Below are 24,945 nucleotides of genomic sequence, written 5' to 3'. Positions count from 1 at the left end.
CGGCGGGAACCCTCAACGGGGGAGCTGGTATCCGGCGTCCGTGTGCTGCGCTAAACCATCCGTGACGAGCCCGGCAAGGGCCCGTTCCAGCTGCGGAGCATGGGTGTTGAGCTCATGGAGTTTGTCCAGTTCGGCGGCAAGTTCCCCGTGATTCGACGCCGCAGCGGGGTCCCAGAACAGATCCGCGTGGACAGGCAGGCTTGCTGCCCGCAGCACGGCCATGACTGCGCCTCGGACCTGCCTGTCGGTACCGGCCCAGGGTTGCCCTTTGGGAATGTAGCTGGGCTCGGGCTGGCCTGCGGCAATCCAGGCGCATTGCGCAAACACCGGACATTGATTGCACCGTGGACTGCGTGCGGTGCAAACCACGGCGCCGAGTTCCATGGTCCCGGCATTCCACAACACTGATTCCTCCGTGTCCTGCGGGAGCAGCTGCGCAGCCAAGGTCATTTCCGCCGCCGTCAAGGCAGGTGCGGGGAGTGCCTGGCCCACCACAAGCCGGGCATGAACGCGACGGATGTTGGTGTCAACCACTGTGGTGCGGCGCCCGTAGGCAAAGGCTGCCACGGCCGCTGCCGTGTAGCTCCCCACGCCGGGCAATTCCAAAAGTTCAGCGTACGTGGTGGGGACCCGGCCCCCGTGATGGGCCACAATTTGTGCCGCGGCGGCATGCAAACGCAAGGCACGGCGCGGATAACCCAGACGGCCCCACGCCCGCAGCACATCCGCGGGCGCGGCTGCGGCGAAGGCCTCCGGGGTGGGCCAACGTTCCAGCCACTGCTCCCATACCGGTTGTACGCGCACCACGGGGGTTTGCTGGAGCATGATTTCACTGACCAAAACGCCCCAGGGCGAACAGTCCCCGCGCCATGGCAAATCGCGGGCCTCCTGCTGAAACCAGCTGATGATGCGGCTGTGCAGCAGCGGTGGTGGCACCTGGTCCGGCACCGAACGTGCGGCACCGCCGGGCAAGGCTGCGGGGGGCATGGGACTCCTTCTTCTGCAACGGTGACTACCGGTGTTTCGCGGCACTTTGAACTGCTGTGCCAGTGGCACGCAAAAGCCGCCCTGCCACTATCTCATTTTTACCGGCAGCAAAGCCTCCGGGGCCCAGCTCACAGCCTGGACGGCGGCGTGGTGGGACCGGGGCGCCCCGCCCCTTCGATACCCTGAGGTTATGGGAACTACAGGGAATTCAGGACAGGGGCGTCCCGCGCCTGCTCCGCGCCCCAGGGTTTCCGCGAAGGTCTACCGCAGGCGCCGCCTCGTGGCAGCCATTCTGGCCTTGCTGGTGCTGGCGGCCCTGGTGGCCGGCGGCATCTTTTTCGCGGGTCTCCTGGGAGTGGGGCCTGGCGGCGCTGACAAGGGCACCGGGGGCAGTGAAGCTGCGGAGGAGGTTCAGCCCGCAGTGAAACCGGGCACGCCGCCGTCGGCGGTTTGTGATGAATCCGGCATCAAGGTCACAGCTGCCGTGGACAAGCCAAGCTATGGCCCCACCGAGCAGCCCGTGCTGAGCTTGAAGGTGACCAACGCAGGCAAGGGCCCGTGTGACATCAATGTGGGCACCAGCCAAATGCAGTATGAAATCACCAGCGGCAATGACGTCATCTTCAACTCAAAAAACTGCCAGCTTGATCCTGAGGATCTGGTGCGCAACCTTGCCCCGGGCGCTTCGGAAACGGCAAATTTAGTGTGGAAAGTGAACCGCAATGCCCCGGGCTGCGAAAAAGTCGCCACGGCGCCGGGCCGGGGCGGGGCCACTTATGCCCTGGTGGCGACCTTGGGAAAATGGTCCAGTGAGAAGGTCACCTTCACGCTGCAATGAAGCGGCGCGGCGGCAGCATTTGGCCGGCGGCTCAAAGGAAACGGTCCAGCAGGCTGGCCTCGGCGATGCGGGACAAGCCTTCACGGACATTGCGCGCCCGCAGCTCGCCAATGCCGTCAACAATCATGAGGTCGTCAATGGTGGCGGCCATGAGGTTCTGCAGCCCGCCAAAGTGGTCCACCAGCCTCCCCGCCACCGCGCCCGGCACGGCCTTCAGTCCCGACACCAGGCGGTAACCGCGGGGCTGAATGATGGCATCGAGGGAGTCGTTGCCGCTGGCCAGGCCCACCCTGCCGGCGATGAGGGACAAATCAATGAGATCTGCCTGGTCAATTCCCTGCAGCGCCGCCACGGCGGCGTCCACATCCATGGTGTCCGGGTTGATGTAATCGCGGATGACCATGTCCGCTCCGGATCCGCGTGTGGTGGAAAGTTCCTCCAACTGCAGCGACAACAGGCGTCCATCCACGCCCAGCTCCAAGACGTAGGCGGCAATTTCCTCGGAAATGCGGCGCACCATTTCGTGGCGCTGCAAAGTCACCGCGACGTCCCGGATGGTCACCATGGCTTCTATTTCCAGTGCCGAGAGCGAGCTGGTGACCTGGTCCAGGCGGGCGCGGTAACGCTCCAGCGTGGCCAGCGCCTGGTTGGCCCTGGCCAAAACCTTTTCCGAGCCTTCGAGCACGTAGCGCAGTCCATCCACATACAGGGCAATGATCTGCATGGACTGGCTGACGGAGACCACCGGAACGCCAGTCTGAATGGCAACACGTTCGGCCGTGCGGTGTCGGGTGCCGGATTCCTGGGTTTCAATGCTGGGGTCGGGCACCAGCTGGACCGCCGCCCGCATGATTTTAGTGGCGTCCTTGTCACAGACAATGGCGCCATCCATCTTGGCCAATTCACGCAGGCTGGTGGCGGCAAAGTCAATCCCAATTTCAAAACCGCCCGAACACAAATTCAAGATGCTCTTATCAGCGCCCAGGACAATCAATGCCCCCGTGCGTCCACGAAGAATGCGTTCCAGCCCGTCGCGCAAGGGCGTTCCCGGCGCAACACGGGCAAGTGTGGCCTTGAGGGCATCTTCGGGGCTGCGGAGCATGGGCAGTTCCTTCTTTTCAAGCACGGGAATCCGCACAAGTCACTATGCCAATGATAATGGGAACGATGCCATGGTGCCGCGCCCCGCCCCGGGCGGTTACAGTTGGCCGAAGGTGGGTTCAGGGCTGCCGCCCAAGACGATTTCAGTGGCTTCGGCAATGTGCTCAATTTCGCGCACCGTGAAATCCGGCGGGATGACGCCAACCCCGGTGGGGCTTTTAGGCACCAAAGCGTAGGAATAACCCAAACGTGCCGCTTCCTGGATGCGCTGGTTGATGCCCGGGACTGGACGGACCTCACCGGCCAGGCCCACTTCACCGAACGCCACCATGCGGCCATGGACGGGACGGGCGGACTTGGCAGAGACAATGGACAGCGCCACCGCCAGATCCATGGCCGGTTCGCTCAGGCGGGCGCCGCCCACCGTGGCCACATAACTGTCGTCGGCATCAAGGCGCAATCCGGCCCGCTGCTGCAGCACGGCCAGCAGCATGCCCACCCGGGTGGAGTCCAACCCGGAAACCGTGCGGCGCGGCGAGGAGCCCAGCGCCGGGGTCAACAGTGCCTGCACCTCCGCCAAAAGCGGACGGCGCCCCTCCATGGTCACCGTGATGCAGGTGCCCGAAACCGGGTGTGAGGTGCGTGAGGTGAAGAGTCCGCTGGGGTCCGCCAGGCCCTCAATGCCGTCATCGGTCAGGTCAAAGCAGCCCACTTCATCGGTTTGCCCATACCTGTTTTTCACAGCACGCAACAGACGCAGGCGCGAATGCCGCTCGCCGTCGAACTGGCACACCACGTCCACCAGGTGCTCCAACAGCCGGGGACCGGCAATGGAGCCATCCTTGGTGACATGCCCCACCAGCAGGGTGGTCATGTTCAGGCGTTTGGCGGCGGCAATCAGGGATGCTGCCACCTCCCGCACCTGGGAAACGCCGCCGGCGGCACCGTCCACCATGCCGCTGCTGAACGTCTGCACGGAGTCCACAATGAGCAGGGTGGGCTGCACCGCCTCCACCTGTCCCAACGCCGTGCCCAGATCGGTTTCCGCACCCAAATACAGGGTGTCAGCAACGGCACCAATGCGTTCGGCCCGCAATTTCACCTGCGCAGCGGATTCCTCGGCGGTTAAATACAGCACTTTTTGCGGGGCTGCGCCATGTTCATTGCGGGCAAACTTGGCTGCCACATCCAGCAACAAGGTTGATTTTCCCACGCCGGGTTCCCCGGCCAGCAAAATAACGGCGCCCGGCACCATGCCACCGCCCAAAACGCGGTCCAATTCCGGAACGCCGGTGAGGTTGTGGGCGGCCTTGGAGGCATCAACTTCGCCAATGAGCTGCGCCGGGCGCACCACCGAGGTGGCGGCCGTGGTGCGCACCACCACGGTGCCAATTTCCTCCAAGGTGCCCCACGCCTGGCACTCGCCGCAGCGGCCCACCCACTTAACGGCCGTCCACCCGCATTCCGTGCAGCGGAAATTCTGCCCGGTGTTTGTCTTTGTGCTCTTTGCTGCCATGTCTTAACCCTAGTGCCGGGGTCTGACACTGTTGCAGCTAGAGGCGGGGCAGCAGGGCCCGGGCTTCTGCAGGTTCCATGCCGGCAGCCTCCAGCAAATCCACCATCAGGGTGCGAAAAAGCAGCACCAGGGTTTCGCCCTCCATTTGGGTGATCTCCAACAGTGCCGGATGCAGGCCCATGGCAATGTCAGCCAGGGAATCCCGGGCGCCGGCCAAGGTTCCCGGGTGATGTTCCCCGGACACGGCGGCACCGAGTTCATCCACAGCCGCCGCGCTTTGGCTCAGGACCTCTGCAAGGTGCACGGTCCCGGCGTCGGTCAGGGAGGCATTATTAATGACGCTGGCCAGACGGCGGGACAGGATGCGGCTCGAGCGCATGGCGTAGTCCACCCGGAGCATCAGCTGCGCCATGCCCTCCACCTCCTGCAGGTGCCGGCGGTAACGGGGTGCCAGTGTGGCAATTTCCACCGAGCCACGCAGGCCCTGGCGCATCTGGTCAATGCGCTGCTGCTGGCCGCGGGCGCGGGAGAGCGCGTGCCAGGCCGTGGTGGCATCGTTATAGGACAGCGCCGAAGCGCATTCGCGCAGCACCAGAGCCAGCTCGCCCAGGATCTCCTTTAAATTGTCCTTCGGCTCGCGGCGCGGGTCCCGCGGAATCAGGAAGGTAAGCAGCAGGGCAAAACTGCCGCCAACCACCGCATCAATGCTGCGGGAGAAGGGCCCGCCGGTGGGAATGGGCAGCAGCACCACCAGCAATGACTGCAGGGCCAGCTGGGTGGTGAAAATGGCGCCGCTGTCCAGGAAGCGGGCCAGTAGCAGGGACAGAAAAACAACCAGCGCGGCCTGCCAGATCCCGGAACCCAGCCAGTGCAGCAGGAAATCCCCCAAGGCGATGCCTATGGTGCAGCCAATGCCCACCTCCAAGACCCGGCGCAGGCGCGGATCACGGGTGAATCCCAGGGCAACGATGGCGCTGGTGGCGGCAAACAACGGCCCCTGATGTCCCAACACCAATTCGGAGAAATAGTAGGCACCCACCGCGCAAAAGGTGATGGTCAGCGCCTGCACCACTGAATTGCGGCTGCGCCGCAGGCCCAGGCGGACCCGGCGCTTGACAAACGTCACGGTGGCTGCCGCCCGGCTGGGGGCAACTGGTGCAAATTCCTGCATCAAACAAGTCTATGCGCGCACGAATGCCCCCTTCGCTTCTGACGCGGCGAAGGAGGCATTGAGCTTCATCAGTGGTGGCTTTCGGAAATTATTGAGCCTAGATGGGATCTTCGTTAAGACGTGACAAAAGTTCGGCAAAACGACGGACTTCCGCAACATCCCACTGGGAGAGCCGGTCCACGAGCAGTTGGTGGGCCACCGACATGGACACCTCGTAACGTTGCTGTCCCTGCGCTGACAGGGAGACAAGCTGGGCCCTGGCGTCGTCGGGGTCAACCATGCGGAACACCAGCCCCAGGCCCTCCAATTGCTTGATCAAACGGCTGACGGTTGCCTTGTCGGTATCCAATAGTTCAGGCAGGGACGCTTGGTGCAATGTGCCGCCACGCGAGAGCAGCAGCAGAGCTGAATAACCCATGGGTTGGAGCTCGGGATGGATTTCCGCGGCCCGGGCCCGAAAGCTTTTGCGGGCCCGGACCAGCATGGCACCAAGCTGGTGTTGGGTGTCCTTGATGGCAATGTGCATGTCATCCTCAACAAGGTCCGGTGTGGGGGCGCCTGGCCCAGTGGTCTGCGGCATGTCAGGGCCGGACCGTTGGCTGCTCTGCGGCCGGGGTGATTCCAACGCTTGCTTCACTGACGTCCATGAGAATGTGTTCGGCCTCTTCCACAGCGGTGTCCTTGTTCCCTTGTGCCGCATCCGACTCGGCCCGTTCCTGCCGTGTCTGGTTGCTCAGCGGCAGGTTCGGCACAAATGCGATGGCCAGGATCGTGAGAATGCTCAAAGGTGCGGCGATAAGGAATATGTGTGCCACTGCATCACCATAGCTTGATTCAATGATGGTCCTGACCGAATCGGGCAAACCGTGGACAGCCGGGATGCTCCCGTTGGATATTGCGGCCCCAAGTGCCTTGCCCTGTTCCCCCAAAGCTGCGATTGCGCTCTGCAGCTCAGCTGACCTGTTCTGCAGCAGTTCGGTTACCTTGGTCGCCATGAGGGCACCCAGGACCGAAACACCAACCGTTCCGCCAAGGGAACGGAAAAACGCGATTCCGGAACTGGCCACGCCAATTTCCGCCGGGGTGACAGCGTTTTGAACAATAAGGACCAGGTTTTGCATGACCATGCCAAGCCCGGCGCCAAGAATGAACATGTAGACGGAGACCAACACGAAATCCGTGTCGTAGTGGATGGTGCTCAGCAGGTAGAGGCCGGCCAGCTGGAGGATGGAACCTGCCACCATAATTGCCTTCCACTTGCCGTGCTTGGAGATCATGGCACCAGCAATGGTGGAGATGATGAGCAGGCCGGCCATCATGGGGATGGTCATGAGTCCGGACTGGGTTGCGTTTGCGCCCCGGGCGAGCTGCATGTACTGGGCCAGGAAAACCGAGGTGCCGAACATGGACACGCCCACAGAGATCGAGGCAACGACTGACAGCGTGAAGGTGCGGTTTTTAAACATGCTCAGCGGAATGATCGGTTCCGTTGCCTTCAGTTCCACAAACACGAAGGCAATCAAGGCGATGATGGATCCGCCCACCATGAGGTACGTTTCCCTGCTGGCCCAGTCAAATTGGCTGCCGGCCAAGGACACCCAGATCAAAAGCAGGGAAACGCCGGCTGAAAGCAGGACAATGCCGGCGTAGTCAATGCTGACCTTGCGTTTGGCCTGGACAGGAAGCCGCAGGGTCTTTTGGATCAAGATCACGGCCAGCAGGGCGAACGGCAGGGCGATGAAGAAGTTCCAGCGCCAGTTGATGGTGTCGGTGATGAATCCGCCAATGAGCGGCCCGCCCACAGTGCCCAGGGCCATGACGGCGCCAAACAGGCCCATGTATTTGCCGCGTTCGCGCGGGGAAATGATGTCCGCCATGACAATCTGCGTCAGGGCTGTCAAACCACCCGCACCCAGACCCTGGAAGACGCGCATGGTGATCAGCATCGAGGTGTCTTGCGAGAAGCCCGCAATGGCTGAGGCAAGTACAAACACAATCAGCGAGAGCTGCAGCAGCAGCTTGCGGTTGCTTAGATCGGCCAGCTTGCCCCAGATGGGGGTGGAGATGGTGGTGGCCAGCAGGGTGGCTGTCACCACCCAGGTGTAGGCGGTTTGGCTGCCCTCAAGATCGGAGATGATGACCGGCAGCGACGTCGAAACCACTGTTCCGGCGAGGATTGACACGAACATGCCCATGAGCAGGCCGGTCAGTGACTGCATCACCTGCCGGTGGGTCATGCCTGATTCGGTGGCCCCGGGGGCTTCCGAAGCTGTAATGGTTTTTTGCGGCAAAGGTACTCCAAATGTCTCTATAGTTGATTAATTTCAACTATAGAGAATTGGTTGTGATTTTACAACTACTTTTCCTATGACTTGGGTCATGGCCACCTTCGGATCCGGGACCGCCGGTGGGAGCCGGCCGCGGCCTGCCGGACTGTGACCCGGATCCCATGGGACGGCCAAGAATGCGCCCGGCGTTAACCTTCCGTTCACCTGCTCCAGGGTGTTGCGTTACCTCCCCCTCCTACGCTCAAGGAGTAAAGCAGCTAAACAACCCATCGAAGAGGTAAAAAGCGTGAAGTCACTTCACATTGGTCGCGTGGCAGCAGTGCTCACCGTCGGCGCACTGGCACTTACTGCATGCGGCACCGACAACGTGGTCTCCACCGGCGCCAACGGAACCACGGAAGCCAACTCGGGAAGCTCCGTGACCGGAACACTGACCGGAACCGGCGCCAGCTCAATCTCCGCCGCCATGGATGCGTGGAAGGCCGGCTTTGAAGCGGCGAACACCGGGGCCAAAATCCAGTACTCGCCCGAAGGTTCCGGCGCCGGACGCAAGGCCCTCATTGCCGGCGCGGTCCAGTTCGCCGGCTCGGACGCCTACATGAAGGACGAAGAGCTTGCCTCCGCGCAGGAAAAGTGCGGTCCCGATGGAGCCATAAACGTTCCCTGGTACATTTCCCCGATTGCCGTGGCCTTCAACGTGGAGGGTGTCAAGGAGCTCAAGCTCGACGCCGACACCATCGCCAAGATCTTCCGGGGCGAGATTAAAAACTGGAACGACGCTGCCATCGCCGCCAACAACCCCGATGCCGCGCTGCCGGATTTGGCCATCACCCCCGTGCACCGTTCAGACAACTCCGGCACCACTGAGAACTTCACCGACTACCTGGCTGCTGCAGCCTCCGGTGTGTGGACCGATGCCAAGTCCGGCGACTGGCCCGCCAGCCTGCCCGGGGAAAACGCCAAGGGCACCTCCGGTGTAGTCAAGACGGTGACTGAAACGGCAGGCGCCATTACCTACGCCGACGACTCGGCAGTCACCGAAGCCCTGGGCAAGGCCGAGCTGAAGGTGGGCGAGGAATTCGTTGCCGTCACGGCCGAGGCCGCGGCGACAGCCGTTGACGCCGCCAGCGTCGTCGAAGGCCGCTCCGCCAATGACCTGTCCCTGAAGCTGGACCGCAAGACCACCGAAGCCGGAGCCTACCCCGCGGTCCTGGTTTCCTACGCAGTGTTCTGCGCAAGCTACCCGGACCAGGCCGCCGCGGATCTGGTCAAGGCCTTTGGCAGCTTTGTCTTAAGTGATGAGGGTCAGCAGCAGGCCGCGGAGGCCGCCAAGAGCGCACCGCTTTCGGCAGAACTTGCCACCAAGGCCCAAAAGGCAATTGACTCCATCTCCGTTGCCGCCAAGTAACTGTCAATAGAAAAGAACTAGATTGTCCACCACAGAGCTCGAACCAAAAAAAGTGGGAGCTGGGCAAGTCGGAACCGGCCGCATCGGAGACAAGGTTTTCTCCGGTGCGGCTTTGGCCGCCGGTGCGCTGATAGTTGTAGTGCTGTTTGCTGTGGCACTGTTTCTAATTATTCAGGCCCTGCCCACCTTTGGCGCACCGGCGTCCGACATCACCGGGGGAGACGGGTTCTTCTCCTACATCTTCCCCATTGTCATTGGCACGCTCATCGCAGCAACCATTGCCCTGCTTATTGCCACCCCCATTGGTGTGGCGGTGGCCCTGTTCATCTCCCACTACGCCCCCAGGGGGCTGGCCCGCGGGCTGGGATATGTGGTGGATTTGTTGGCGGCCATTCCCTCGGTCATCTATGGAGCGTGGGGGGCAAGCTTTCTGGCCTCGCAACTAAAAACCCCCTACGCCTGGCTGGCCGAGCACGCTGGCTGGATACCTGTTTTTGCCGGTCCTGCCTCGGGCACCGGAAAAACCATCCTGACCGCCGGCATTGTGCTGGCGGTCATGGTGCTGCCCATCATTGCCTCTTTGACGAGGGAGATTTTCCTGCAGGCCCCCATGCTGCACCAGGAAGCGGCGCTGGCACTGGGTGCCACACGCTGGGAAATGGTCCGCATGGCGGTGCTGCCCTTCGCCCGCGGCGGCATCATCAGCGCTGTCATGCTGGGTTTGGGCCGGGCCCTGGGCGAAACCATGGCCGTGGCCCTGGTCCTCTCATCCGGACCCTTGATTGCTTCCTTGATCCGTTCCGGAAACCAAACCATTGCCGCTGAAATTGCCCTGAACTTCCCGGAAGCCTTCGGTCTGCGCATGCATGAACTGATAGCCGCCGGCCTGGTCCTGTTCGTCATCACCTTGCTGGTGAACATGGTGGCCCGCTGGATCATCAACCGCCACAAAGAATTCTCGGGAGCCAACTAATGGCAACGCTCATGACTGAACGCAAGCGCTCGGCGCTGACACGCGGGCGGCTGCCACGCTACACTTCCTACGCCATTGCGGGGGCTGCCGTGGTGGTGGCTGCCGCATTGATGTCCTTGATTGGATTCCATGTTTTTGGGTGGGCACTGCTCTCGGCAGTGTTGTTTGCCGCCGCGAACGTCATCACCAGCGCCCTCGTGGAGGGCCGGCGCAAAGCCATTGACAAGCTTGCCACTTCACTGGTGGTGGGGGCCTTCCTCATTGCCTTGCTGCCGCTGGTCTCAGTCATTTGGACTGTGCTGGTCAACGGTGTCCCCGGCCTGCTGACGCCCGGCTTCCTCACCACCTCCATGAATGGTGTGACGGGGGCCGTGGACAACTCGGCCGCGGCCAATGGCACCCCGGTCCTTGGCGGTGTGTACCACGCTCTGGTGGGTTCGGTGCTGATCACCCTGTGGTCCACCCTCATTTCAGTTCCCGTGGGCCTGCTCACCGCCATTTACCTGGTGGAATACAGCGCCGGAAACAAGTTCTCCAAGGTCATCACTTTTTTGGTGGACGTCATGACAGGCATCCCTTCCATTGTTGCCGGCCTTTTCGCCGCAGCATTCTTCGCCATGATCTTGGGTCCGGGGACAAAGACCGGCTTCGTCGCTGCCGTGGCCCTGTCGGTGCTGATGATTCCGGTGGTGGTGCGCTCCAGTGAGGAAATGCTCAAGATCGTGCCCAATGAACTGCGTGAGGCCGCGTACGCCCTGGGCGTGCGGAAGTGGCGCACCATTGCCAAGGTGGTCGTCCCCACGGCCATCTCCGGGATTGCCTCCGGCGTCACCTTGGCCATTGCCCGGGTCATTGGGGAGACCGCCCCGCTTTTGGTGACTGCCGGCTTTGCCTCCACCATCAACATGAACGTCTTTTCCGGCTGGATGTCCTCCCTGCCCACCTTTATTTACACGCAGATCATGACCCCCACCTCGCCGTCAAACGCCGACCCCTCCACCCAGCGGGCCTGGGCTGCGGCGCTGCTGTTGATCATTTTGGTCATGCTGCTGAACCTTGGTGCCCGTCTTGTGGCCCAGCTTTTCGCGCCGAAAACCGGCCGCTAAACAACTTCTGATTGGAACCTCCCGTTATGTCCAAGCGAATTGATGTCAGTGACTTGAACGTCTATTACGGTGATTTCCGTGCCGTGGAGGACGTGAACATCACCATTGACGCCAAGTCCGTCACAGCCTTCATTGGGCCGTCAGGCTGCGGCAAGTCCACCTTCCTGCGCACCTTGAACCGTATGCACGAGGTCATTCCCGGCGCGCGGGTCGAGGGCAAGGTGCTGCTGGATGGGGACAACCTGTACGGCGACGGCGTCGACCCGGTCACGGTGCGCAGCCAAATTGGCATGGTCTTCCAGCGCCCCAACCCATTCCCCACCATGAGCATCCGCGACAATGTGCTCGCTGGCGTCAAGCTCAACAGCCGCCGCATGCCCAAGTCCGACGCCGAGGCGCTGGTGGAGAAGTCCCTGCGCGGCGCCAACCTGTGGAATGAGGTCAAGGACCGCCTGGACAAGCCCGGTTCCGGCCTGTCCGGCGGCCAGCAACAGCGCCTGTGCATTGCCCGCGCCATCGCCGTCTCGCCGCAGGTGATCCTCATGGATGAGCCCTGTTCGGCACTGGACCCCATTTCCACCATTGCCATTGAGGACCTCATCAACGAGCTCAAGGATGAATACACGGTGGTGATTGTGACACACAACATGCAGCAGGCGGCCCGCGTCTCGGACAAGACGGCATTTTTCAACATTGCCGGCACCGGCAAGCCCGGCAAGCTCATTGAATTCGCCGAGACCGCCACCATCTTCAACAACCCGGCACAAAAGTCCACTGAGGACTACGTGTCCGGACGCTTCGGATAACACCGGGCACCGCCGGCGCCCGCCGGCCTGTCCCCGCTGCCTTGTCCTTGCTAGCTCAGCGGGGACAGGGCCAGGAAGAACACGGCGCCAAGGAGCACGCACGCCACCGGCGTCGCCACCCAGGCTCCGGCAATGCGGGCCATCACCCGTCCGTTGATGGCAGCAAAACGTTGATTGGAACCGGCACCCACCACGGCGGCCGTGACGGTGTGGGTGGTGGACAGCGGCATGTGCAGCCCGATGGCGCCCACGAACAAGAGGCCGGCGGCTGCCATTTGCGCCACGAACCCCCGCATGGGGTCCAGCCGCACCAGCCTGTTGCCCAGGGTGTAGGAAATGCGCCAGCCGCCCACCACCGTGCCCGCGGTCAGGAACACTGCAGTGAACAGCACCACCCACAGTGGGATGTCACCTGCGCCCAGGACGCCGGCAGCCACCAGCGCGAACAGGACAACCGCCGTCGTGCGCTGGCCATCCTGAAGGCCATGGCCAAAGGCCACGGCGGCACCGCCCACGCTCTGCAGCTGCCGCATGCGCCGGTTGACTTTGCTGGGTGCCGTGTTCCGCGCAGCCCACGAGGTGGGAACGACGCCGAGGAAGCCCAGGACAACGGCCACCACGGGCGACACCAGCAGCGGCAGCAGGACCAATGAAAGCATGGTGGCGTTGATGTCCTCCAGGGCTGGCCTGCCCAGCAGGGCCGAACCCAGCGAGGCGCCCACCAAGGCACTGATGAGGGCATGGGTGGAGGAGGAGGGGTAGCCGCGCCACCATAAATACAGCCCCCACAGGGATGCGGCGGTGAGGGCTGAGAGCAGCAGCACCAAACCTTGCCTGCCGGGGGGAACCACGAACAGCCGCTCGGCAAATGCCGCCGTCAGGACCACGCTGGACAGTGTCCCCAGGCAGTTGAACACGGCTGCCAGCAACACGGCCAGGGAGGGCGTCAGGGCCCGGGTGCGCACCGGCAGCGCCACCGCGGCGGACGCATCACGGAAACCGTTGAGGAAGGCAAAGAACGCTGCAAAGGCAATGACAAGGCACAGCAGGAAAACCATCAAACTCAGGATTCCTTGACGATGATGCTGCCCACCTGGGTGGCCACGGTGCGCAGTTGGCGGCTCGCGGCGGCAAGCTGCCCGGCCAAAGTGCTGTATTTGGCAAAGGTGCTGGGACTGTGCGCGGCCAAAAGTTCGGCGACGAGCACGCGGTGGGTGTGGTCGGCGCGTTTGGACAGGCGCAGCACCTCCAGCCAGTAGTCCTCCAGACCGTCAAGGTCATTGAGGGATTTCATGGCAGTGGCCGTCAGCTCCGCTTGGCGGGACAAGATCTCCAATTGATCGCTGACGCGGGTGGGGATCCGGTCCAGGACATAGAGTTCAATGACCTCACCTGCGCCGGTGAGTATTTCATTGGTTTCATTTAAAAGCTGCCCCAGCGCAAAAAGGTCTTCCCGCGGCAGGGGATTGATGAAGCTGGTGCGCATATTGGTGAGCAGCGTGGCAAAGTCCGCCGTGGACTCCGCCTCATGGCGCCGCAGCGTCTGCGTGAGCTCGGGAAAATCCGCCCGGGCGGCCCCCAGCAGTTCCGCCAGGGTCTGGGTGCTGGCCAGGATGTGCTCGGACATGCGGGCCAGTGCCTGCAGTCCGGCCGTCTCCTGTGGAAAAAGTCGCAGCTTCACCATTGGCCTCTGTGTCAGCGGGTGCCCCGTGGATCCGTGGCGGACGCTGGGCAAAAAAGTGGTGCCGAACCGGGAGCGCCTCTCGGCACTGGGCCGCTCAAAGCGGCTATAAAATGGAGCCCGGGGGTTCCACGGTTCGACACCGCTTTCAGTCTTGTACGTCTGGGGCCAGCTGTCAACTGGAGCGCCGTGGAGTGGCGTGGAACTAGTCCAGGGTGCCGCTGCGCCACATTTTCGCTGCGCCTTCCAGGTCCTCGGCCGTGCGCACCAGCTGATGAGCCTTCCTGGTCAATGCACTGGCATGTTCGGCATGGGCAACCTCGCGTTCCTGCGCCAGCGTGGCCTGACCCAGGGCAACCACGCGGCAAAAGGCCGCGGAGCGTTCCAAAGCCACATCGAAGTCTCCGTCAAAGGCGCCGGAGAGGATGGCGTTGGCCATGACGGTGATTTCCTGGGCACCCGGAGGTTCGGCCACACCTGCGACCGCGTTGGAGACCTGTGCCGTGTGCTGCCCGGCTCGGAAGAACACGCTGATGCCCTCGGGGTCCTGCAAGGTGGCAGCCCGCAAGGCATAGAGCCGCCACAGGGCTCCGGGCAGGGAGCGGGCCGGACTGGCGGCCCAAATTTCGGCAATGGCTTCAAGGCCCTGCCGGTCCGCGAGCTTGACCAGACGTTTGGTGATTTCCGGGTCATTGCTGGCACGGCCGCTGTGCACAAGAGCCTGGGCGGCCAGATGGGCCGCCTCGGAAACGCGTGCCGGATCGGTGCCACCGGCATACGCTTCAAAGTCGGCAGGTGCGAACGGCACCGGCTTGTGCGGTCGGGGGGCGGAAGCGGCTTCTCGATCGTTCATGACACGACACTACTCCCGCTGTCCTGTCCGGTCGAGAACGTCCGCCAGCGGAACCACGGAACCGTCTGCGGTTCCGTTGCGGCGCCGGGGCCGGCAATTACGTTCTGGTCCGTGCTGTGCGGTAGTCTAATAGGCGTCAACTTTTGATCGGTGGAAACGCCCTTGAAAAGTGCTGACAGGCCGGGCCTTTAGCTCAGTTGGTAGAGCATCGGACTTTTAATCCGTGGGTCGCGGGTTCGAGCCCCGCAGGGCCCACCGGCACGAGCCGCGGACCGGAAACACATCATGGTTTCCGGTCCGCGGCTCTTTTTTGTTCCGTCACAGTAACACTGGACTCCGCGGTGTTGCCCAAATGGCAAAATAGTGCCATGACAACCTCTGCCCCTGCACTTGCCCTGACCATTGCCGGCTCCGAAGCGACCGGCGGTGCCGGTGCCCAAGCGGACCTGAAGACCTTCCAGGAGCTGGGCGTTTTCGGCATTGTGAACCTGACCTGCATTGTGTCCTTTGACCCCAAAGACAACTGGAACCACCGCTTTGTGCCCGTGGACCAGCAGGTCATTGCCGACCAGCTCGAAGCCACCACTGCGGCGTATGGGCCAGCTTCCGGTGCCCCCGTCACGCTGGAGGCCGTGAAGATTGGCATGTTGGGCAGCCCGGCCACCATCACCACCGTGGAGGCCGCCCTCAAATCAGCCGCCTTCCGGCACGTGGTGCTGGATCCGGTGTTGATCTGCAAGGGCCAGGAGCCCGGACATGCCCTGGACACGGACCAGGCGCTCAAGGCTCAGATCCTGCCACTGGCCACCTTCGTCACCCCCAACCACTTTGAAGCGGAATCACTCTCGGGCTTGACCATCAACAATGTTGCGGACCTGGAGGCCGCCGCCCGGAGGATTCATGAAATTTCCGGCGCTGCGGTGCTGGCCAAGGGTGGGGTGCGGTTGGAAGGCGACGACGCCGTGGACGTCTTCTTTGACGGCCAGACCCTGGAAATCCTTGCCGCGCCGAAAATTGGTGAAGTTGCCGTCTCCGGGGCGGGCTGCACCTTGGCCGCTGCCGTCACCGCCGAACTGGCGAAGGGCGCCTCGCCCCTGGAAGCGGCCCGCACCGCCAAAGCCTTTGTCACGGCCGGAATCAAGCACCGGGTGGCTTCGGGGGCACCGTTTACGGCCCTGTGGCAGGGCGGTGCCGGCGCGTAAACGGCAGCTGGCAGGCCCGGGCCCGGGCCCACTGAACAATACGGGGGCAAGCGGCCCGGTTCCCGGCTAAATCGTTATTGCCAGTGCCTGTCCGGTGTGCCAAGCTCGCTGTATGAGCGCGACAGCAGCCCCGGAATCTGAGCCCTACAACGCCTCGGTTCGCATGGGCCGCAATGATGCCAAACACCGTTATGAATTGTTTGTGGTGGATGAACTGGCTGTGATCATCACCTTCCGGGACCGCCCCGGCCACCTTGACCTGATCCATACCGAGGCACAGTCCGCCTTTGAAGGGCAGGGACTGGCCACGGTCCTGGTCCGCTATGCCCTCGATGACCTTGTTGCCGCGGGCAAACGCGTCATTCCGCACTGTGCTTTCGTGGCCGACTTCATCAAGGAGCATCCGGATGCCTACCTGCAGCACACGGATTTTCCTGAAAGCGGCTGAATGAGCGCCCCCATTGCGCTGGTCACCGGTGCCAGTTCCGGTTTGGGTGCGGAGTTTGCCCGGCAGCTGGCGCAGGCAGACCATGATCTGGTTTTGGTGGCCCGGGACGAATCCAGGCTGCGGGAGCTGGCAGCGCGGCTGCACAGCGAGTTTGGCGCGGCCGTGGAGGTTTTGCCCGCCGATCTCATAACCGACGACGGCGTGGCCCGCGTCAGCGCGCGGCTGGCGGCCCCGGGTGCGCCAATTTCGCTGCTGGTGAACAATGCCGGCTTTGGGGTGGCGGAGTCCTTTGAAAGGAGCGCCGCAGCCCAGGAAATTGCGCAGCTGCGCCTGCTGGCCCAGACACCCCTGGAGCTGTGCCACGCGGTGCTGCCCGGCATGCTGGCACGCGGCACCGGACGCATCATCAACGTCTCCAGCGTGGCGGCCTTCATTCCCCGGGGCAGCTATGGCGCCGCAAAGGCGTGGAGCGTGAGTTTCAGCCGCCATGCAAAGCTGCAGTATGGTCCACGCGGGATCAAGGTCACCGCGCTGTGTCCGGGCCTGGTCCATACGGAGTTCCACGCACGCAGGGGAGGGCGGCTGGGCCGTGTGCGGCCTTGGATGTGGCTCAAGGCCGAGCAGGTGGTGGGCTCGGCGCTGGCGGACAATGCCGCGAACAAGGCCGTTTCCATTCCCTCCCTGCGGTACAAGGTTCTCATTGGCGCCAGCCGCTGGATTCCGGACCGCTGGGTGGCAGCTGCGGCCAACAGCTGAACTGGAACGCTGCAGGGCCTGCGGCACGGACTTTTTGGGTCCGGGCCGCAGGCCCTGCAGCCGCGGCTGTCGTGGACTGCGGGCGTGCTGTGGATTTCACCGCCCGTGGTGCTTATTCCGCGTGTTCGGGCTTGCCGACGGTGGTGACAATTCCGGTTCCTGCCGGCGGCGGCTCATAGGAGTCGTCAAAGGGCAGGTAGTCCATGTCCAGCAGGGGGTTCTCATCCTGGGTTGCCACCAGTTCCCGTGCTTCCTCCACCGAATCCACGCTGGGCATGGAGCCGGGGAGGTGCTTTTGCGCGGATTCCCGCAGGAAGTAGATGCCCACGGCGCCCACAGCCGAGGTCAGCATCAAGTAGTAGGCGGGCATCAGGTCATTGCCCGTAAGTTCAATCAGTCCGGCACAAATGAACGGTGCCGTACCGCCAAAGATTGCCACGGCAAAGTTGTAGGAGATGCCCATTCCGCCGTAGCGGCTGGAGGTGGGGAACAAAGCCGGCAGGGCCGACGCCAGATTTGCCACATAGAAAGTGACAGGGAAGGCAATCAAGGCAAGGCCCAGCAGTGTGCTCCAAATGGGGCCCATTGCTATCAGCGTGAATGCCGGAACCGCCAACACCACGGTGCTGATGGCACCCACCCAGAGCACCGGGCGGCGGCCCACCCTGTCGGAAAGTCGACCGGTCAACGGAATGCACAGTGCCATGATCACCAGGACGGGAATGGTCAAAATGGTGCCGTCGAGCGTGCTGTAACCCATCGAATCCGTCAGGTAGGTGGGCATGTAGGAGGTCAGCGCATAGCCGGCGGTATTGGCGGCCGCCACGAGGATCATGGCCAGCAACACTTGGCGCCAGTAAACCTTGACCAAATGGACCGGGCCGCTGGAGGTGTCTTCATCCGCGGCGGCCGCCGACTTGGATTTCTCCTCGTTGGCGTCCAGGGTTGCTTGGAACTGGGGCGACTCCTCAATTTTCATTCTGAAGTAGATGGCGATCAGGCCCAGTGGTCCGGCAATGAGGAACGGCAGGCGCCAGCCCCACTGCTCCATGGTCTCCTGCCCCAGTGTCAGCTGCAGCACTGAGACCAGCGCGGCACCAATGGCGAAGCCCAGGTAACTGCCAAGGTCCAAAATGCTGGCGAAGAAGCCGCGGCGTTTGTCGGGGGCGTATTCACTGACAAAGGTGGTGGCGCCGGCGTATTCGCCGCCGGTGGAGAACCCTTGGACCAGCTTCAGGACCACCAGCAAAACCGCTGCCCAAATGCCAATTTGGGTGTAGCCGGGCAAAAGCCCCACCGCAAAGGTGGAGGCGGCCATGACCATAAGTGTTGCGGCGAGAACCTTTTGCCGGCCAATCTTGTCACCGAGCCAGCCAAAGAACACGCCTCCGAGCGGGCGGGCCAGGAACGTGGCGGCAAAGGTGCCAAGCAGGAACAGGGTCTGCACGCTGGGGTCCGACTCGGGCAGAAACACCGGCCCCATGGTGCCGATCAAGTATCCGAAGACGCCGACGTCGTACCATTCCATGGTGTTGCCGACCACTGTGCCGCCCAACGCCTTTTTGAGCATTGGCTTGTCAACAACATTGACGTCGTCGACGGCCAGCCGGCGTTTTTTTAATGGCGGCAGGCGGGGCTTTTTTAGTCTGGTCTGGACTCGGTCCGAGGTGTCCTTGGCACCTTGTCCCGGCTGGGTCACGCTTCGGTCTATGGGCATTTGTCTATCCCCTTAAGGAGGTCATTTGCTTGCGACTTTCTGCTGCATCGCTGTGGGCAGACCTAAAATTCTAGCATGCGGGGTATTTTGGGCTCGGAAGTGATGTTCGTCAAGCGCTGCCTTCGGTGTGTCGCGGCGGATTGATCCGGCAGCCGCACCGGCGTCGGGAATGCCTGCCTCAGGCGTCGTGGTTGGTCTCCAAAATGCGGGCCAATGCCTCCAAATCCGCGGCGGCGGAGTCATCGGCGGTGCGCAGCACCACCACCTCCCCGTACTCCACGCCCAGGCTCATCAGGGCAAGCATGCTGTCGGCATCAACGGCATCCTCCAGGGGTTCCCCCACCCGGGCAATGGTGACCTCGGCATCCAGGGCGCCGGCCGCCTCGGCAAAAATGGAGGCTGGCCGGGCATGCAATCCCACGGTGCTGGCAATGGTGGCTGAACGTTCAATCATGAAGTGCTCCTTAGGGTTGGGGGTGGTGGCCGGGATGGCCTGTGTTTTTAAAGTCCGAGTTCTGCCAACGCCGGCAGATCCGCCCTGACCAGTTCGCGGGCTTCGGCGGCTGATGCTGCCGCCACGGCCCGGTGTGCCAGTGCCTGCGCCTGGGCCAAGGTCACTGTGCGCAGGACGGCCGCCACGGCCGGCAGCGCACGCGGTGTCATGGACAAGGAGGAGACACCCAAACCCACCAGCACGACGGCGAGGGCCGGATCGGCGGCCGCTTCACCACAGACGCCCACAGCTTTGACAGGTGCACTGTCCAAACCAAGGGAAGGGGAATGCCTCGCCTGTGACATGGCGCCGGCAACGGTGGCTTGGACCAATGCCAAAACCGCCGGCTGCCACGGGTCGTTCAAGGCGGCCAGGGGGCCCAGCTGCCGGTCCGCGGCCATGGCGTACTGGGTCAAATCGTTCGTGCCCAGGCTGACAAATTCCACCTGGTCCAGAATATGGCGTGAGGTCAAGGCGGCCGAGGGGACTTCCACCATCACACCGGGGGTGCGCAGTCCCGCCGCCACGCACAGCGCGGCAAAGTCAGCTGCCTCCGCAGCGGTGGAAACCATGGGGGCCATGACCCAAACATCGGCCTGCGCGGCTTTGCCCGCGTCGGCAATGGCGGCCAGCTGCCGGGCGAGCACCCCCGGCGTCGTCAGCTCGGTGCGGTAGCCCCGCACACCCAACGCGGGGTTGGGCTCGGTGCTGTCCGTGAGAAAGGGCAGCGGTTTGTCAGCGCCGGCATCCAGGGTGCGGACCACCACCTTTTTGCCGGCAAAGGCATCAAAGACGCCCCTGTAGGCGGCCACTTGTTCCTCATGGCTGGGCTCGGCGCTGTTGCCGAGGAAGCAAAATTCCGTGCGCAACAGGCCCACGCCCTGGGCGTTGGCAGCGGCAGCTTCCTGGGCATCCTTGGCGCCGCCAACGTTGGCCAGCAGCGGCAGCAGGGTGCCGTCAGCCAATTGCCCCGAGCCGTCAAAGACCTCCAGCCAGGAGGCCTTTTCCTGCCACTGGGCCACGGCAGCGTGCTCGGGGGCGCCGGGTTCGGTGCTGACGGTTCCCGCGGAACCATCAACATAGACCAGCTCTCCTTCGGCCACGATCTGCACCCCCACCGCAGCCACAACGGCCGGCAGCCCAAGGCTGCGGGCAATGATGGCTGTGTGGGACTGGGGCCCGCCGCCGGATGTGACCAGCGCAATGACCTTCTTCGGATCGAGCGTGGCGGTGTCCGCCGGGGCCAGGTCCTCGGCAATGAGAATGAACGGTTCAGGAGAATCCGGGATTTCCGGGACCGGGACCCCGCGCAGTGCCGCCACGATCCTTGAACGGATGTCCAAGACGTCCCGGGACCGTTCAGCCATGTATCCGCCCAACTTCACCAGGGTCAGGGCAACGGATTCCCCCGCCTCCCAGATGGCCCGTTCAGGTGATGTGCCGGCATTAATCAATTTCACCGCAGCCTTGATCAACATGGGATCGGCAGCCATTGCCGCGGTGGCCTCCAGGACCTCCCTGCCCGCACCTTCGGCACGGACGGCACGTTCCAAAAGATCGGATTTCACGGCTGCAGCAGCAGACTTCAGGGCGGCTGCGGCAGCCTCGGGCGTCGTCGACGGTTGCAGTTGCTCTCCGGGCTGGGGTTCAGCCAAAGCAGCCGGCATATGCTGTGCCGGGCCAATCACGCGGCCCCGGAAAACACCGACTCCAACAAAATTCTGCACGCTGGCTCCTTTGTAAGTAAACGCCAAGGTCTTAGGCAACCTGGCTGGCAGGCTGCGTTGTTGCAAGGGTATCGGTGGGCCGGCGAACAGCCCAGCGTTTCAGTGCCACTACAGCAAATGCGGCAACAATGGTGCCCACCACGATGGCCAAAGCAAACATGCCCAGGTTGCCGATTGCGAAGAAGACAAAGAACCCGCCATGAGGGGCCTGCGAGGTGACCTGGAAGGCCATGGTCAGCGCGCCGGTGATGGCGCCACCGAGCATGGAAGCCGGAATGACACGCAGGGGATCAGCTGCTGCGAAGGGAATGGCACCTTCGGAAATGAAGGACGCGCCCAACAGCCAGGCGGCTTTGCCGTTCTCACGTTCTGCAAGGGAGAAGCGCTTCTTATCCAGCACGGTGGCCAAGGCCATGGCCAGGGGAGGGACCATGCCGGCGGCCATGACGGTGGCCATGATTTCCCACGGCGCCTGGTTGGCGATGCTGCCGGCACCCAGTCCGGCAACGGCGAAGGCATAGGCGGTTTTATTGACGGGGCCGCCCAAATCAAAGCACATCATCAGACCCAAAATGATGCCGAGCAGCACTGCCGACGCTCCTGTCATTCCCGTGAGCCAGCTGTTGAGGCCGGTGGACAGGGCAGCGATGGGGGCGCCAAGGATCAAGAGCATGGCACCGGAGGCAATCAGGGAACCCAGCAGTGGAATGATGACCACGGGCATCAGGCCCCGCAACCAGCGCGGGACCCGCCAGCTGCCGATCCAGTACGCTGCAAGGCCGGCCAGGATGCCGCCCACCAGGCCGCCGAGGAAGCCTGCGTCCATCAGCACGGCAATGGCTCCGGCCGTGAAGCCGGGGGCAATGCCGGGCCGGTCGGCAATGCCGAAGGCAATGTAGCCGGCCAGGGCCGGGACCAGGAAGCTCATGGACAAATTGCCGATGGTGAATGCCACGGCTCCGAGGTAAATGCGCAAGCCGCCATCGGGCAAATTCCAGAGGCTGCTGTTGAGGACCACGTCGGTGGCGTTGTCGGTGATGTCGTAGCCGCCCAGCAGGAAGCCCAGGGCAATGAGCAGGCCGCCGCCGGCGACGAAGGGGATCATGTAGCTGACGCCTGTGAGCAGGACCTTTTTGATCTTGGCGCCCAGGCTGTCCCCGGCGCTGCCGGTCTTTTGGTCCGCGGTCTCCTCGGCGCCAAAATGCGGCACACGGCGGGCGTTGGGGTCATCTGCCGCCGTGAGGGCTTCCTGCACCATCTTGGCCGGTTCGTCGATGCCGCGCTTGACGGGGGAGCTGACCAGGGGTTTTCCGGCAAAGCGTTCCTTGCCGCGCACATCCACGTCGACGGCAAAAATCACCGCGTCCGCCGCTGCAATCACGGCTGGATCCAATGGGGTCACGGCGCCGGAGCCCTGTGTCTCAACCTGCAGCTCCACGCCGGCCTCCTGTGCCGCGGCAACGAGGGAATCGGCGGCCATGTACGTGTGGGCGATGCCTGTGGGGCATGCCGTGACGGCCACTATCCGCTTTTGACGGGCCGGTTCAGGGGTGCCGGAGGCGGTGGGGACCGGTGCGGCCGCAGTGGTGGCAGCTGCATCCGGTTTCGGTTTGTCTGCCAGGGCCCCGGCGACGAGGGCTACGATCTCCGCTGCAGTCCCGGCGGACCGCAAAGCGGCTGTGAAGTCTTTCTTAATCAGCGAACGGGCCAATTTGGAGAGCAGCTTGAGGTGTTCATTGTCAGCGCCCACCGGTGCTGCGATGAAGAAGACAATGTCAGCCGGGCCGTCCTTGGCCCCGAAATTGACGGCAGGACTGAGCCGGGCCATGGCCAGGGTTGGCTCCAGCACGGCTGCGGAGCGGCAATGCGGGATGGCAATGCCGCCAGGGACGCCCGTGGCTGTTTTTTGCTCCCGGGCGAGGGCGTCTGCGAACAACCCTTCAACCTCGGAGGCACGGCCGGAGTGGGCAACAAGTTCGGCTAGGCGCCGGATGACTGCAGTGGTGTCGGCGCCAAGATTTGCGTCAAGGAGCACCAGATCGTCATTGATGAGGGTTGTCATGTTAGTTCTCTTTGGCTGGGGCCAGAACCGTCACTACGACGGCGGCGGGGTGGGTTTGCGCGAGGGAGGGAACGCTGGTTCCTGGGAGGGAAGCGGCAGCCGCACCATGGGCCACTGCTTGCTGCAGGCACGCCACGGGGGAATCCCCGCGGTCTGTTGCCAGCAGATAACCGGAAAGGGCTGAATCGCCTGCGCCGACGGTGCTCCTGGCCCGGATGGCGGGTCCGCGGCCATGCCAGCTGCCCTGCGCCGTGACGAGCACTGCGCCGTTGGAGCCCAGTGTGGCCAACACGGCACCAGCGCCTTGTTGGACCAGCGTGGCGGCGGCACGGGCAGCCAGTTCCGGGTCCGCTTCCAGGGCCGGGCCGGTGGAGTGGCCGGTTAGTTCCGCAAGCTCTTCACCATTTGGTTTGAGCAGTTCCGGAGCGGCACGCAGACACGCGCGCAGTGGTGCGCCGGAGGAATCCACGGCAATGCGGGGCGCCTTCGTGCCGTGGGCGGCACGGACAGCCTCGATGGCCGTTGCATAAAAGTCCTCAGGAACCCCTGGCGGGAGGGAACCGGCAAGGACCAACCAGCTGGCCCCGGCGGACCTTTCCACTGTCATGGCCAACAGCTCGGCGAGTTGGGCCGGGGGGATGGCGGGGCCGGGCTCGTTGACCTTGGTGGTGGTGCCGTCGGGCTCTGTAATGGTGACATTGCTGCGCAGGGACGAACCAATGGGAAGCGCCGCGTGGGGGATCTTCTCCAGCGCCAGGGCAAGCACGACGGCGTCGGACGCGTCCCCCGGAAGCAGTGCCAGGGCCGCAGCCCCGGAGGCGGAGAGGGCCCGGACAATGTTCACGCCCTTTCCACCGGGATGCTGGGAAGCTGCGGTGGCGCGCTGGACCTCGCCGCGTTCCAGTGGCGCCGTGAGTTCAATGGTGCGGTCCAGGCTGGGGTTCGGGGTCAGGGTGACGATCATGCCAGCACCACTTCCACACCTGCAGTTGACAAGGCCTCCGCCAGATCCTGATCCGGGGTGGAAGAGGTGATGAGGACGTCAATTTCCTCCAGGACGGCGAAACGCACCAGTGTTTCAGTGCCCAGCTTTGACGCATCGGCCAGGACCACCACTTGCCGGGCCGCTTTGACCATCGCGGCTTTTGTGGCGGCTTCCACGGGGTCGGGGGTGCTCAGCCCGAAGTCGGCATGGATGCCATTGGCGCCAATGAAGGCAATGTCGGGACGGAGTGCGCCAAGCTGCTCAGTTGCGCGGGCACCCACCACGGCGCTGGTCAATCCGCGCACCCTCCCGCCCACAATATCCAGGAGCAAGTGTGTATTGGTGCTTAGGGACGTTGCCGTGGGGAGCGAGTTGGTGATCACGAGCAGTTCGTCGCCGTCGTTCGCCGGTTTCCAGCCGCTGAGGAGTTTGGCCAGGGCGGCGGTTGTGGTGCCCGAGTCCAACAGCACCGAGGCGGTGCGTGCCTGGGGAACAAGGCCCAGGGCGGCCTTGGCGATCCGCTCCTTCTGGTCGAGGCGCTGGGTTTGGCGTTCACCCAGGCTCAATTCCGTGCGGGTCAACTGATTCGGACCCACGGCCCCGCCGTGGACGCGGCGCAGCAAGCCGGCACCTTCCAAGGCGACCAAGTCGCGGCGCACCGTTTCCTGGGTGATGGAAAACAGCTCGGCCAGTTCGTTTACGCTGGCCCTGCCTTGGGCGCCCACCAGTTCAGCGGTCCTGCGATGCCGTTCTTCCGCAAACATTCCGGTTCCTCTCGATGGAACAACGTGACGGAGGCCACGCATGCAATTGCAGAAAGGCTATCT

23 protein-coding genes and 1 tRNA gene are annotated in these 24,945 nt (G+C 63.4%); 9 read left to right on the top strand and 15 right to left on the bottom strand.

From position 1 onward, the window contains the following. Positions 1–12: 12 nt before the first annotated feature. Complete coding sequence (locus tag ACFUCV_RS07125; RefSeq protein WP_380813934.1) at positions 13–987, bottom strand: A/G-specific adenine glycosylase; 975 nt, start codon at positions 985–987, stop codon at positions 13–15. Positions 988–1,267: 280 nt separating this feature from the next. Between ACFUCV_RS07125 and ACFUCV_RS07120 the strand changes: the two genes are divergently transcribed. Next, positions 1,268–1,825 (top strand): hypothetical protein, encoded by a 558-nt coding sequence (locus ACFUCV_RS07120; protein ID WP_380813931.1) that lies wholly within the window; start codon positions 1,268–1,270, stop codon positions 1,823–1,825. A gap of 31 nt (positions 1,826–1,856) precedes the next feature. On the opposite strand, the gene disA is transcribed toward ACFUCV_RS07120, so the two are convergent. The 5 genes from disA to ACFUCV_RS07095 all read right to left on the bottom strand — a co-directional run bounded on the left by disA (position 1,857) and on the right by ACFUCV_RS07095 (position 7,850). Continuing rightward, entirely contained in the window at positions 1,857–2,927 is a 1,071-nt protein-coding gene (disA, locus tag ACFUCV_RS07115) for a DNA integrity scanning diadenylate cyclase DisA (RefSeq protein WP_380813929.1), read from the bottom strand. 96 nt (positions 2,928–3,023) lie between these two features. Continuing rightward, positions 3,024–4,442 carry a DNA repair protein RadA gene (radA, locus tag ACFUCV_RS07110; protein ID WP_380813927.1) on the bottom strand — a complete coding sequence of 473 codons (1,419 nt, stop codon included), beginning with the start codon at positions 4,440–4,442 and terminating at the stop codon, positions 3,024–3,026. Between the two features lie 37 nt (positions 4,443–4,479). Beyond that, a complete protein-coding gene (locus ACFUCV_RS07105) occupies positions 4,480–5,613 on the bottom strand; it encodes an aromatic acid exporter family protein (protein ID WP_380813926.1) in 1,134 nt (377 codons plus the stop codon). A gap of 97 nt (positions 5,614–5,710) precedes the next feature. Further along, the gene (locus ACFUCV_RS07100; RefSeq protein WP_380813922.1) at positions 5,711–6,193 is read right to left on the bottom strand and encodes a MarR family winged helix-turn-helix transcriptional regulator; all 483 of its coding nucleotides are present in this window, start codon (positions 6,191–6,193) and stop codon (positions 5,711–5,713) included. Between the two features lies 1 nt (position 6,194). Beyond that, a complete protein-coding gene (locus ACFUCV_RS07095; protein WP_380814162.1) occupies positions 6,195–7,850 on the bottom strand; it encodes an MDR family MFS transporter in 1,656 nt (551 codons plus the stop codon). A gap of 337 nt (positions 7,851–8,187) precedes the next feature. Between ACFUCV_RS07095 and pstS the strand changes: the two genes are divergently transcribed. From pstS to pstB, 4 genes are read left to right on the top strand one after another with little or no spacing between them, the layout of a single operon-like run. Next, complete coding sequence (gene pstS / locus ACFUCV_RS07090) at positions 8,188–9,309, top strand: phosphate ABC transporter substrate-binding protein PstS (protein WP_380813919.1); 1,122 nt, start codon at positions 8,188–8,190, stop codon at positions 9,307–9,309. Positions 9,310–9,361: 52 nt separating this feature from the next. Continuing rightward, complete coding sequence (pstC, locus tag ACFUCV_RS07085) at positions 9,362–10,282, top strand: phosphate ABC transporter permease subunit PstC (protein WP_380813917.1); 921 nt, start codon at positions 9,362–9,364, stop codon at positions 10,280–10,282. Positions 10,283–10,293: 11 nt separating this feature from the next. Next, entirely contained in the window at positions 10,294–11,388 is a 1,095-nt protein-coding gene (gene pstA, locus ACFUCV_RS07080) for a phosphate ABC transporter permease PstA (RefSeq protein WP_380813915.1), read from the top strand. Positions 11,389–11,414: 26 nt separating this feature from the next. Beyond that, positions 11,415–12,194 carry a phosphate ABC transporter ATP-binding protein PstB gene (pstB, locus tag ACFUCV_RS07075; RefSeq protein ID WP_380813914.1) on the top strand — a complete coding sequence of 260 codons (780 nt, stop codon included), beginning with the start codon at positions 11,415–11,417 and terminating at the stop codon, positions 12,192–12,194. A gap of 50 nt (positions 12,195–12,244) precedes the next feature. Here the strand turns inward: pstB and ACFUCV_RS07070 are convergent, their stop codons facing one another. The 3 genes from ACFUCV_RS07070 to ACFUCV_RS07060 form a co-directional block, all read right to left on the bottom strand. Then, the gene (locus ACFUCV_RS07070; RefSeq protein WP_380813911.1) at positions 12,245–13,252 is read right to left on the bottom strand and encodes an anion permease; all 1,008 of its coding nucleotides are present in this window, start codon (positions 13,250–13,252) and stop codon (positions 12,245–12,247) included. Positions 13,253–13,257: 5 nt separating this feature from the next. After that, positions 13,258–13,878, bottom strand: a complete 621-nt coding sequence (locus tag ACFUCV_RS07065; protein WP_380813907.1) for a DUF47 domain-containing protein — start codon at positions 13,876–13,878, stop codon at positions 13,258–13,260. Between the two features lie 202 nt (positions 13,879–14,080). Continuing rightward, positions 14,081–14,728: a hypothetical protein gene (locus ACFUCV_RS07060; protein ID WP_380813904.1), complete on the bottom strand. Its 648-nt coding sequence runs from the start codon at positions 14,726–14,728 to the stop codon at positions 14,081–14,083. A gap of 182 nt (positions 14,729–14,910) precedes the next feature. On the opposite strand from ACFUCV_RS07060, the gene ACFUCV_RS07055 reads away from it, so the two are divergent. From ACFUCV_RS07055 to ACFUCV_RS07040, 4 genes are all read left to right on the top strand, one after another. Next, positions 14,911–14,983: transfer RNA gene (locus ACFUCV_RS07055), tRNA-Lys, on the top strand. Between the two features lie 113 nt (positions 14,984–15,096). Continuing rightward, a complete protein-coding gene (locus ACFUCV_RS07050; RefSeq protein ID WP_380813902.1) occupies positions 15,097–15,930 on the top strand; it encodes a hydroxymethylpyrimidine/phosphomethylpyrimidine kinase in 834 nt (277 codons plus the stop codon). A gap of 112 nt (positions 15,931–16,042) precedes the next feature. Continuing rightward, a complete protein-coding gene (locus tag ACFUCV_RS07045) occupies positions 16,043–16,378 on the top strand; it encodes a GNAT family N-acetyltransferase (RefSeq protein WP_380813900.1) in 336 nt (111 codons plus the stop codon). Beyond that, on the top strand, positions 16,379–17,134 hold the full coding sequence (locus ACFUCV_RS07040; RefSeq protein WP_380813898.1) for an SDR family NAD(P)-dependent oxidoreductase: 756 nt from the start codon (positions 16,379–16,381) through the stop codon (positions 17,132–17,134). 112 nt (positions 17,135–17,246) lie between these two features. Here ACFUCV_RS07040 and ACFUCV_RS07035 read toward each other — a convergent pair whose 3' ends face one another. From ACFUCV_RS07035 to ACFUCV_RS07010, 6 genes are all read right to left on the bottom strand, one after another. Further along, positions 17,247–18,851 (bottom strand): MFS transporter, encoded by a 1,605-nt coding sequence (locus ACFUCV_RS07035; RefSeq protein WP_380813894.1) that lies wholly within the window; start codon positions 18,849–18,851, stop codon positions 17,247–17,249. Positions 18,852–19,029: 178 nt separating this feature from the next. Further along, positions 19,030–19,305 carry an HPr family phosphocarrier protein gene (locus tag ACFUCV_RS07030; protein WP_380813892.1) on the bottom strand — a complete coding sequence of 92 codons (276 nt, stop codon included), beginning with the start codon at positions 19,303–19,305 and terminating at the stop codon, positions 19,030–19,032. A gap of 47 nt (positions 19,306–19,352) precedes the next feature. Then, on the bottom strand, positions 19,353–21,071 hold the full coding sequence (locus ACFUCV_RS07025) for a putative PEP-binding protein (RefSeq protein WP_380813890.1): 1,719 nt from the start codon (positions 21,069–21,071) through the stop codon (positions 19,353–19,355). 31 nt (positions 21,072–21,102) lie between these two features. Next, on the bottom strand, positions 21,103–23,133 hold the full coding sequence (locus tag ACFUCV_RS07020) for a fructose-specific PTS transporter subunit EIIC (protein WP_380813889.1): 2,031 nt from the start codon (positions 23,131–23,133) through the stop codon (positions 21,103–21,105). A gap of 1 nt (position 23,134) precedes the next feature. Then, the gene (locus ACFUCV_RS07015) at positions 23,135–24,097 is read right to left on the bottom strand and encodes a 1-phosphofructokinase family hexose kinase (protein WP_380813887.1); all 963 of its coding nucleotides are present in this window, start codon (positions 24,095–24,097) and stop codon (positions 23,135–23,137) included. Further along, positions 24,094–24,882 carry a DeoR/GlpR family DNA-binding transcription regulator gene (locus ACFUCV_RS07010; protein ID WP_380813885.1) on the bottom strand — a complete coding sequence of 263 codons (789 nt, stop codon included), beginning with the start codon at positions 24,880–24,882 and terminating at the stop codon, positions 24,094–24,096. The genes ACFUCV_RS07015 and ACFUCV_RS07010 overlap by 4 nt, the downstream gene beginning before the upstream one ends. Positions 24,883–24,945 lie beyond the last annotated feature (63 nt).

The sequence above is a fragment of the Specibacter sp. NPDC057265 genome (assembly GCF_042668835.1).
GTDB lineage: Bacteria > Actinomycetota > Actinomycetes > Actinomycetales > Micrococcaceae > Specibacter.
This window is presented reverse-complemented; position numbering and strand designations above follow the sequence as displayed.

Excerpts from the sequence above, each read along its gene's own strand:
- ACFUCV_RS07125 (WP_380813934.1), bottom strand. The coding sequence starts at position 987 with ATGCCCCCCGCAGCCTTGCCCGGCGGTGCCGCACGTTCGGTGCCGGAC.
- disA (WP_380813929.1), bottom strand. The coding sequence starts at position 2,927 with ATGCTCCGCAGCCCCGAAGATGCCCTCAAGGCCACACTTGCCCGTGTT.
- radA (WP_380813927.1), bottom strand. The coding sequence starts at position 4,442 with ATGGCAGCAAAGAGCACAAAGACAAACACCGGGCAGAATTTCCGCTGC.
- ACFUCV_RS07105 (WP_380813926.1), bottom strand. The coding sequence starts at position 5,613 with ATGCAGGAATTTGCACCAGTTGCCCCCAGCCGGGCGGCAGCCACCGTG.
- ACFUCV_RS07100 (WP_380813922.1), bottom strand. The coding sequence starts at position 6,193 with ATGCCGCAGACCACTGGGCCAGGCGCCCCCACACCGGACCTTGTTGAG.
- ACFUCV_RS07095 (WP_380814162.1), bottom strand. The coding sequence starts at position 7,850 with ATGACCCACCGGCAGGTGATGCAGTCACTGACCGGCCTGCTCATGGGC.
- pstA (WP_380813915.1), top strand. The coding sequence starts at position 10,294 with ATGACTGAACGCAAGCGCTCGGCGCTGACACGCGGGCGGCTGCCACGC.
- pstB (WP_380813914.1), top strand. The coding sequence starts at position 11,415 with ATGTCCAAGCGAATTGATGTCAGTGACTTGAACGTCTATTACGGTGAT.
- ACFUCV_RS07070 (WP_380813911.1), bottom strand. The coding sequence starts at position 13,252 with ATGGTTTTCCTGCTGTGCCTTGTCATTGCCTTTGCAGCGTTCTTTGCC.
- ACFUCV_RS07065 (WP_380813907.1), bottom strand. The coding sequence starts at position 13,878 with ATGGTGAAGCTGCGACTTTTTCCACAGGAGACGGCCGGACTGCAGGCA.
- ACFUCV_RS07060 (WP_380813904.1), bottom strand. The coding sequence starts at position 14,728 with ATGAACGATCGAGAAGCCGCTTCCGCCCCCCGACCGCACAAGCCGGTG.
- ACFUCV_RS07050 (WP_380813902.1), top strand. The coding sequence starts at position 15,097 with ATGACAACCTCTGCCCCTGCACTTGCCCTGACCATTGCCGGCTCCGAA.
- ACFUCV_RS07045 (WP_380813900.1), top strand. The coding sequence starts at position 16,043 with ATGAGCGCGACAGCAGCCCCGGAATCTGAGCCCTACAACGCCTCGGTT.
- ACFUCV_RS07040 (WP_380813898.1), top strand. The coding sequence starts at position 16,379 with ATGAGCGCCCCCATTGCGCTGGTCACCGGTGCCAGTTCCGGTTTGGGT.
- ACFUCV_RS07035 (WP_380813894.1), bottom strand. The coding sequence starts at position 18,851 with ATGCCCATAGACCGAAGCGTGACCCAGCCGGGACAAGGTGCCAAGGAC.
- ACFUCV_RS07030 (WP_380813892.1), bottom strand. The coding sequence starts at position 19,305 with ATGATTGAACGTTCAGCCACCATTGCCAGCACCGTGGGATTGCATGCC.
- ACFUCV_RS07020 (WP_380813889.1), bottom strand. The coding sequence starts at position 23,133 with ATGACAACCCTCATCAATGACGATCTGGTGCTCCTTGACGCAAATCTT.
- ACFUCV_RS07015 (WP_380813887.1), bottom strand. The coding sequence starts at position 24,097 with ATGATCGTCACCCTGACCCCGAACCCCAGCCTGGACCGCACCATTGAA.
- ACFUCV_RS07010 (WP_380813885.1), bottom strand. The coding sequence starts at position 24,882 with ATGTTTGCGGAAGAACGGCATCGCAGGACCGCTGAACTGGTGGGCGCC.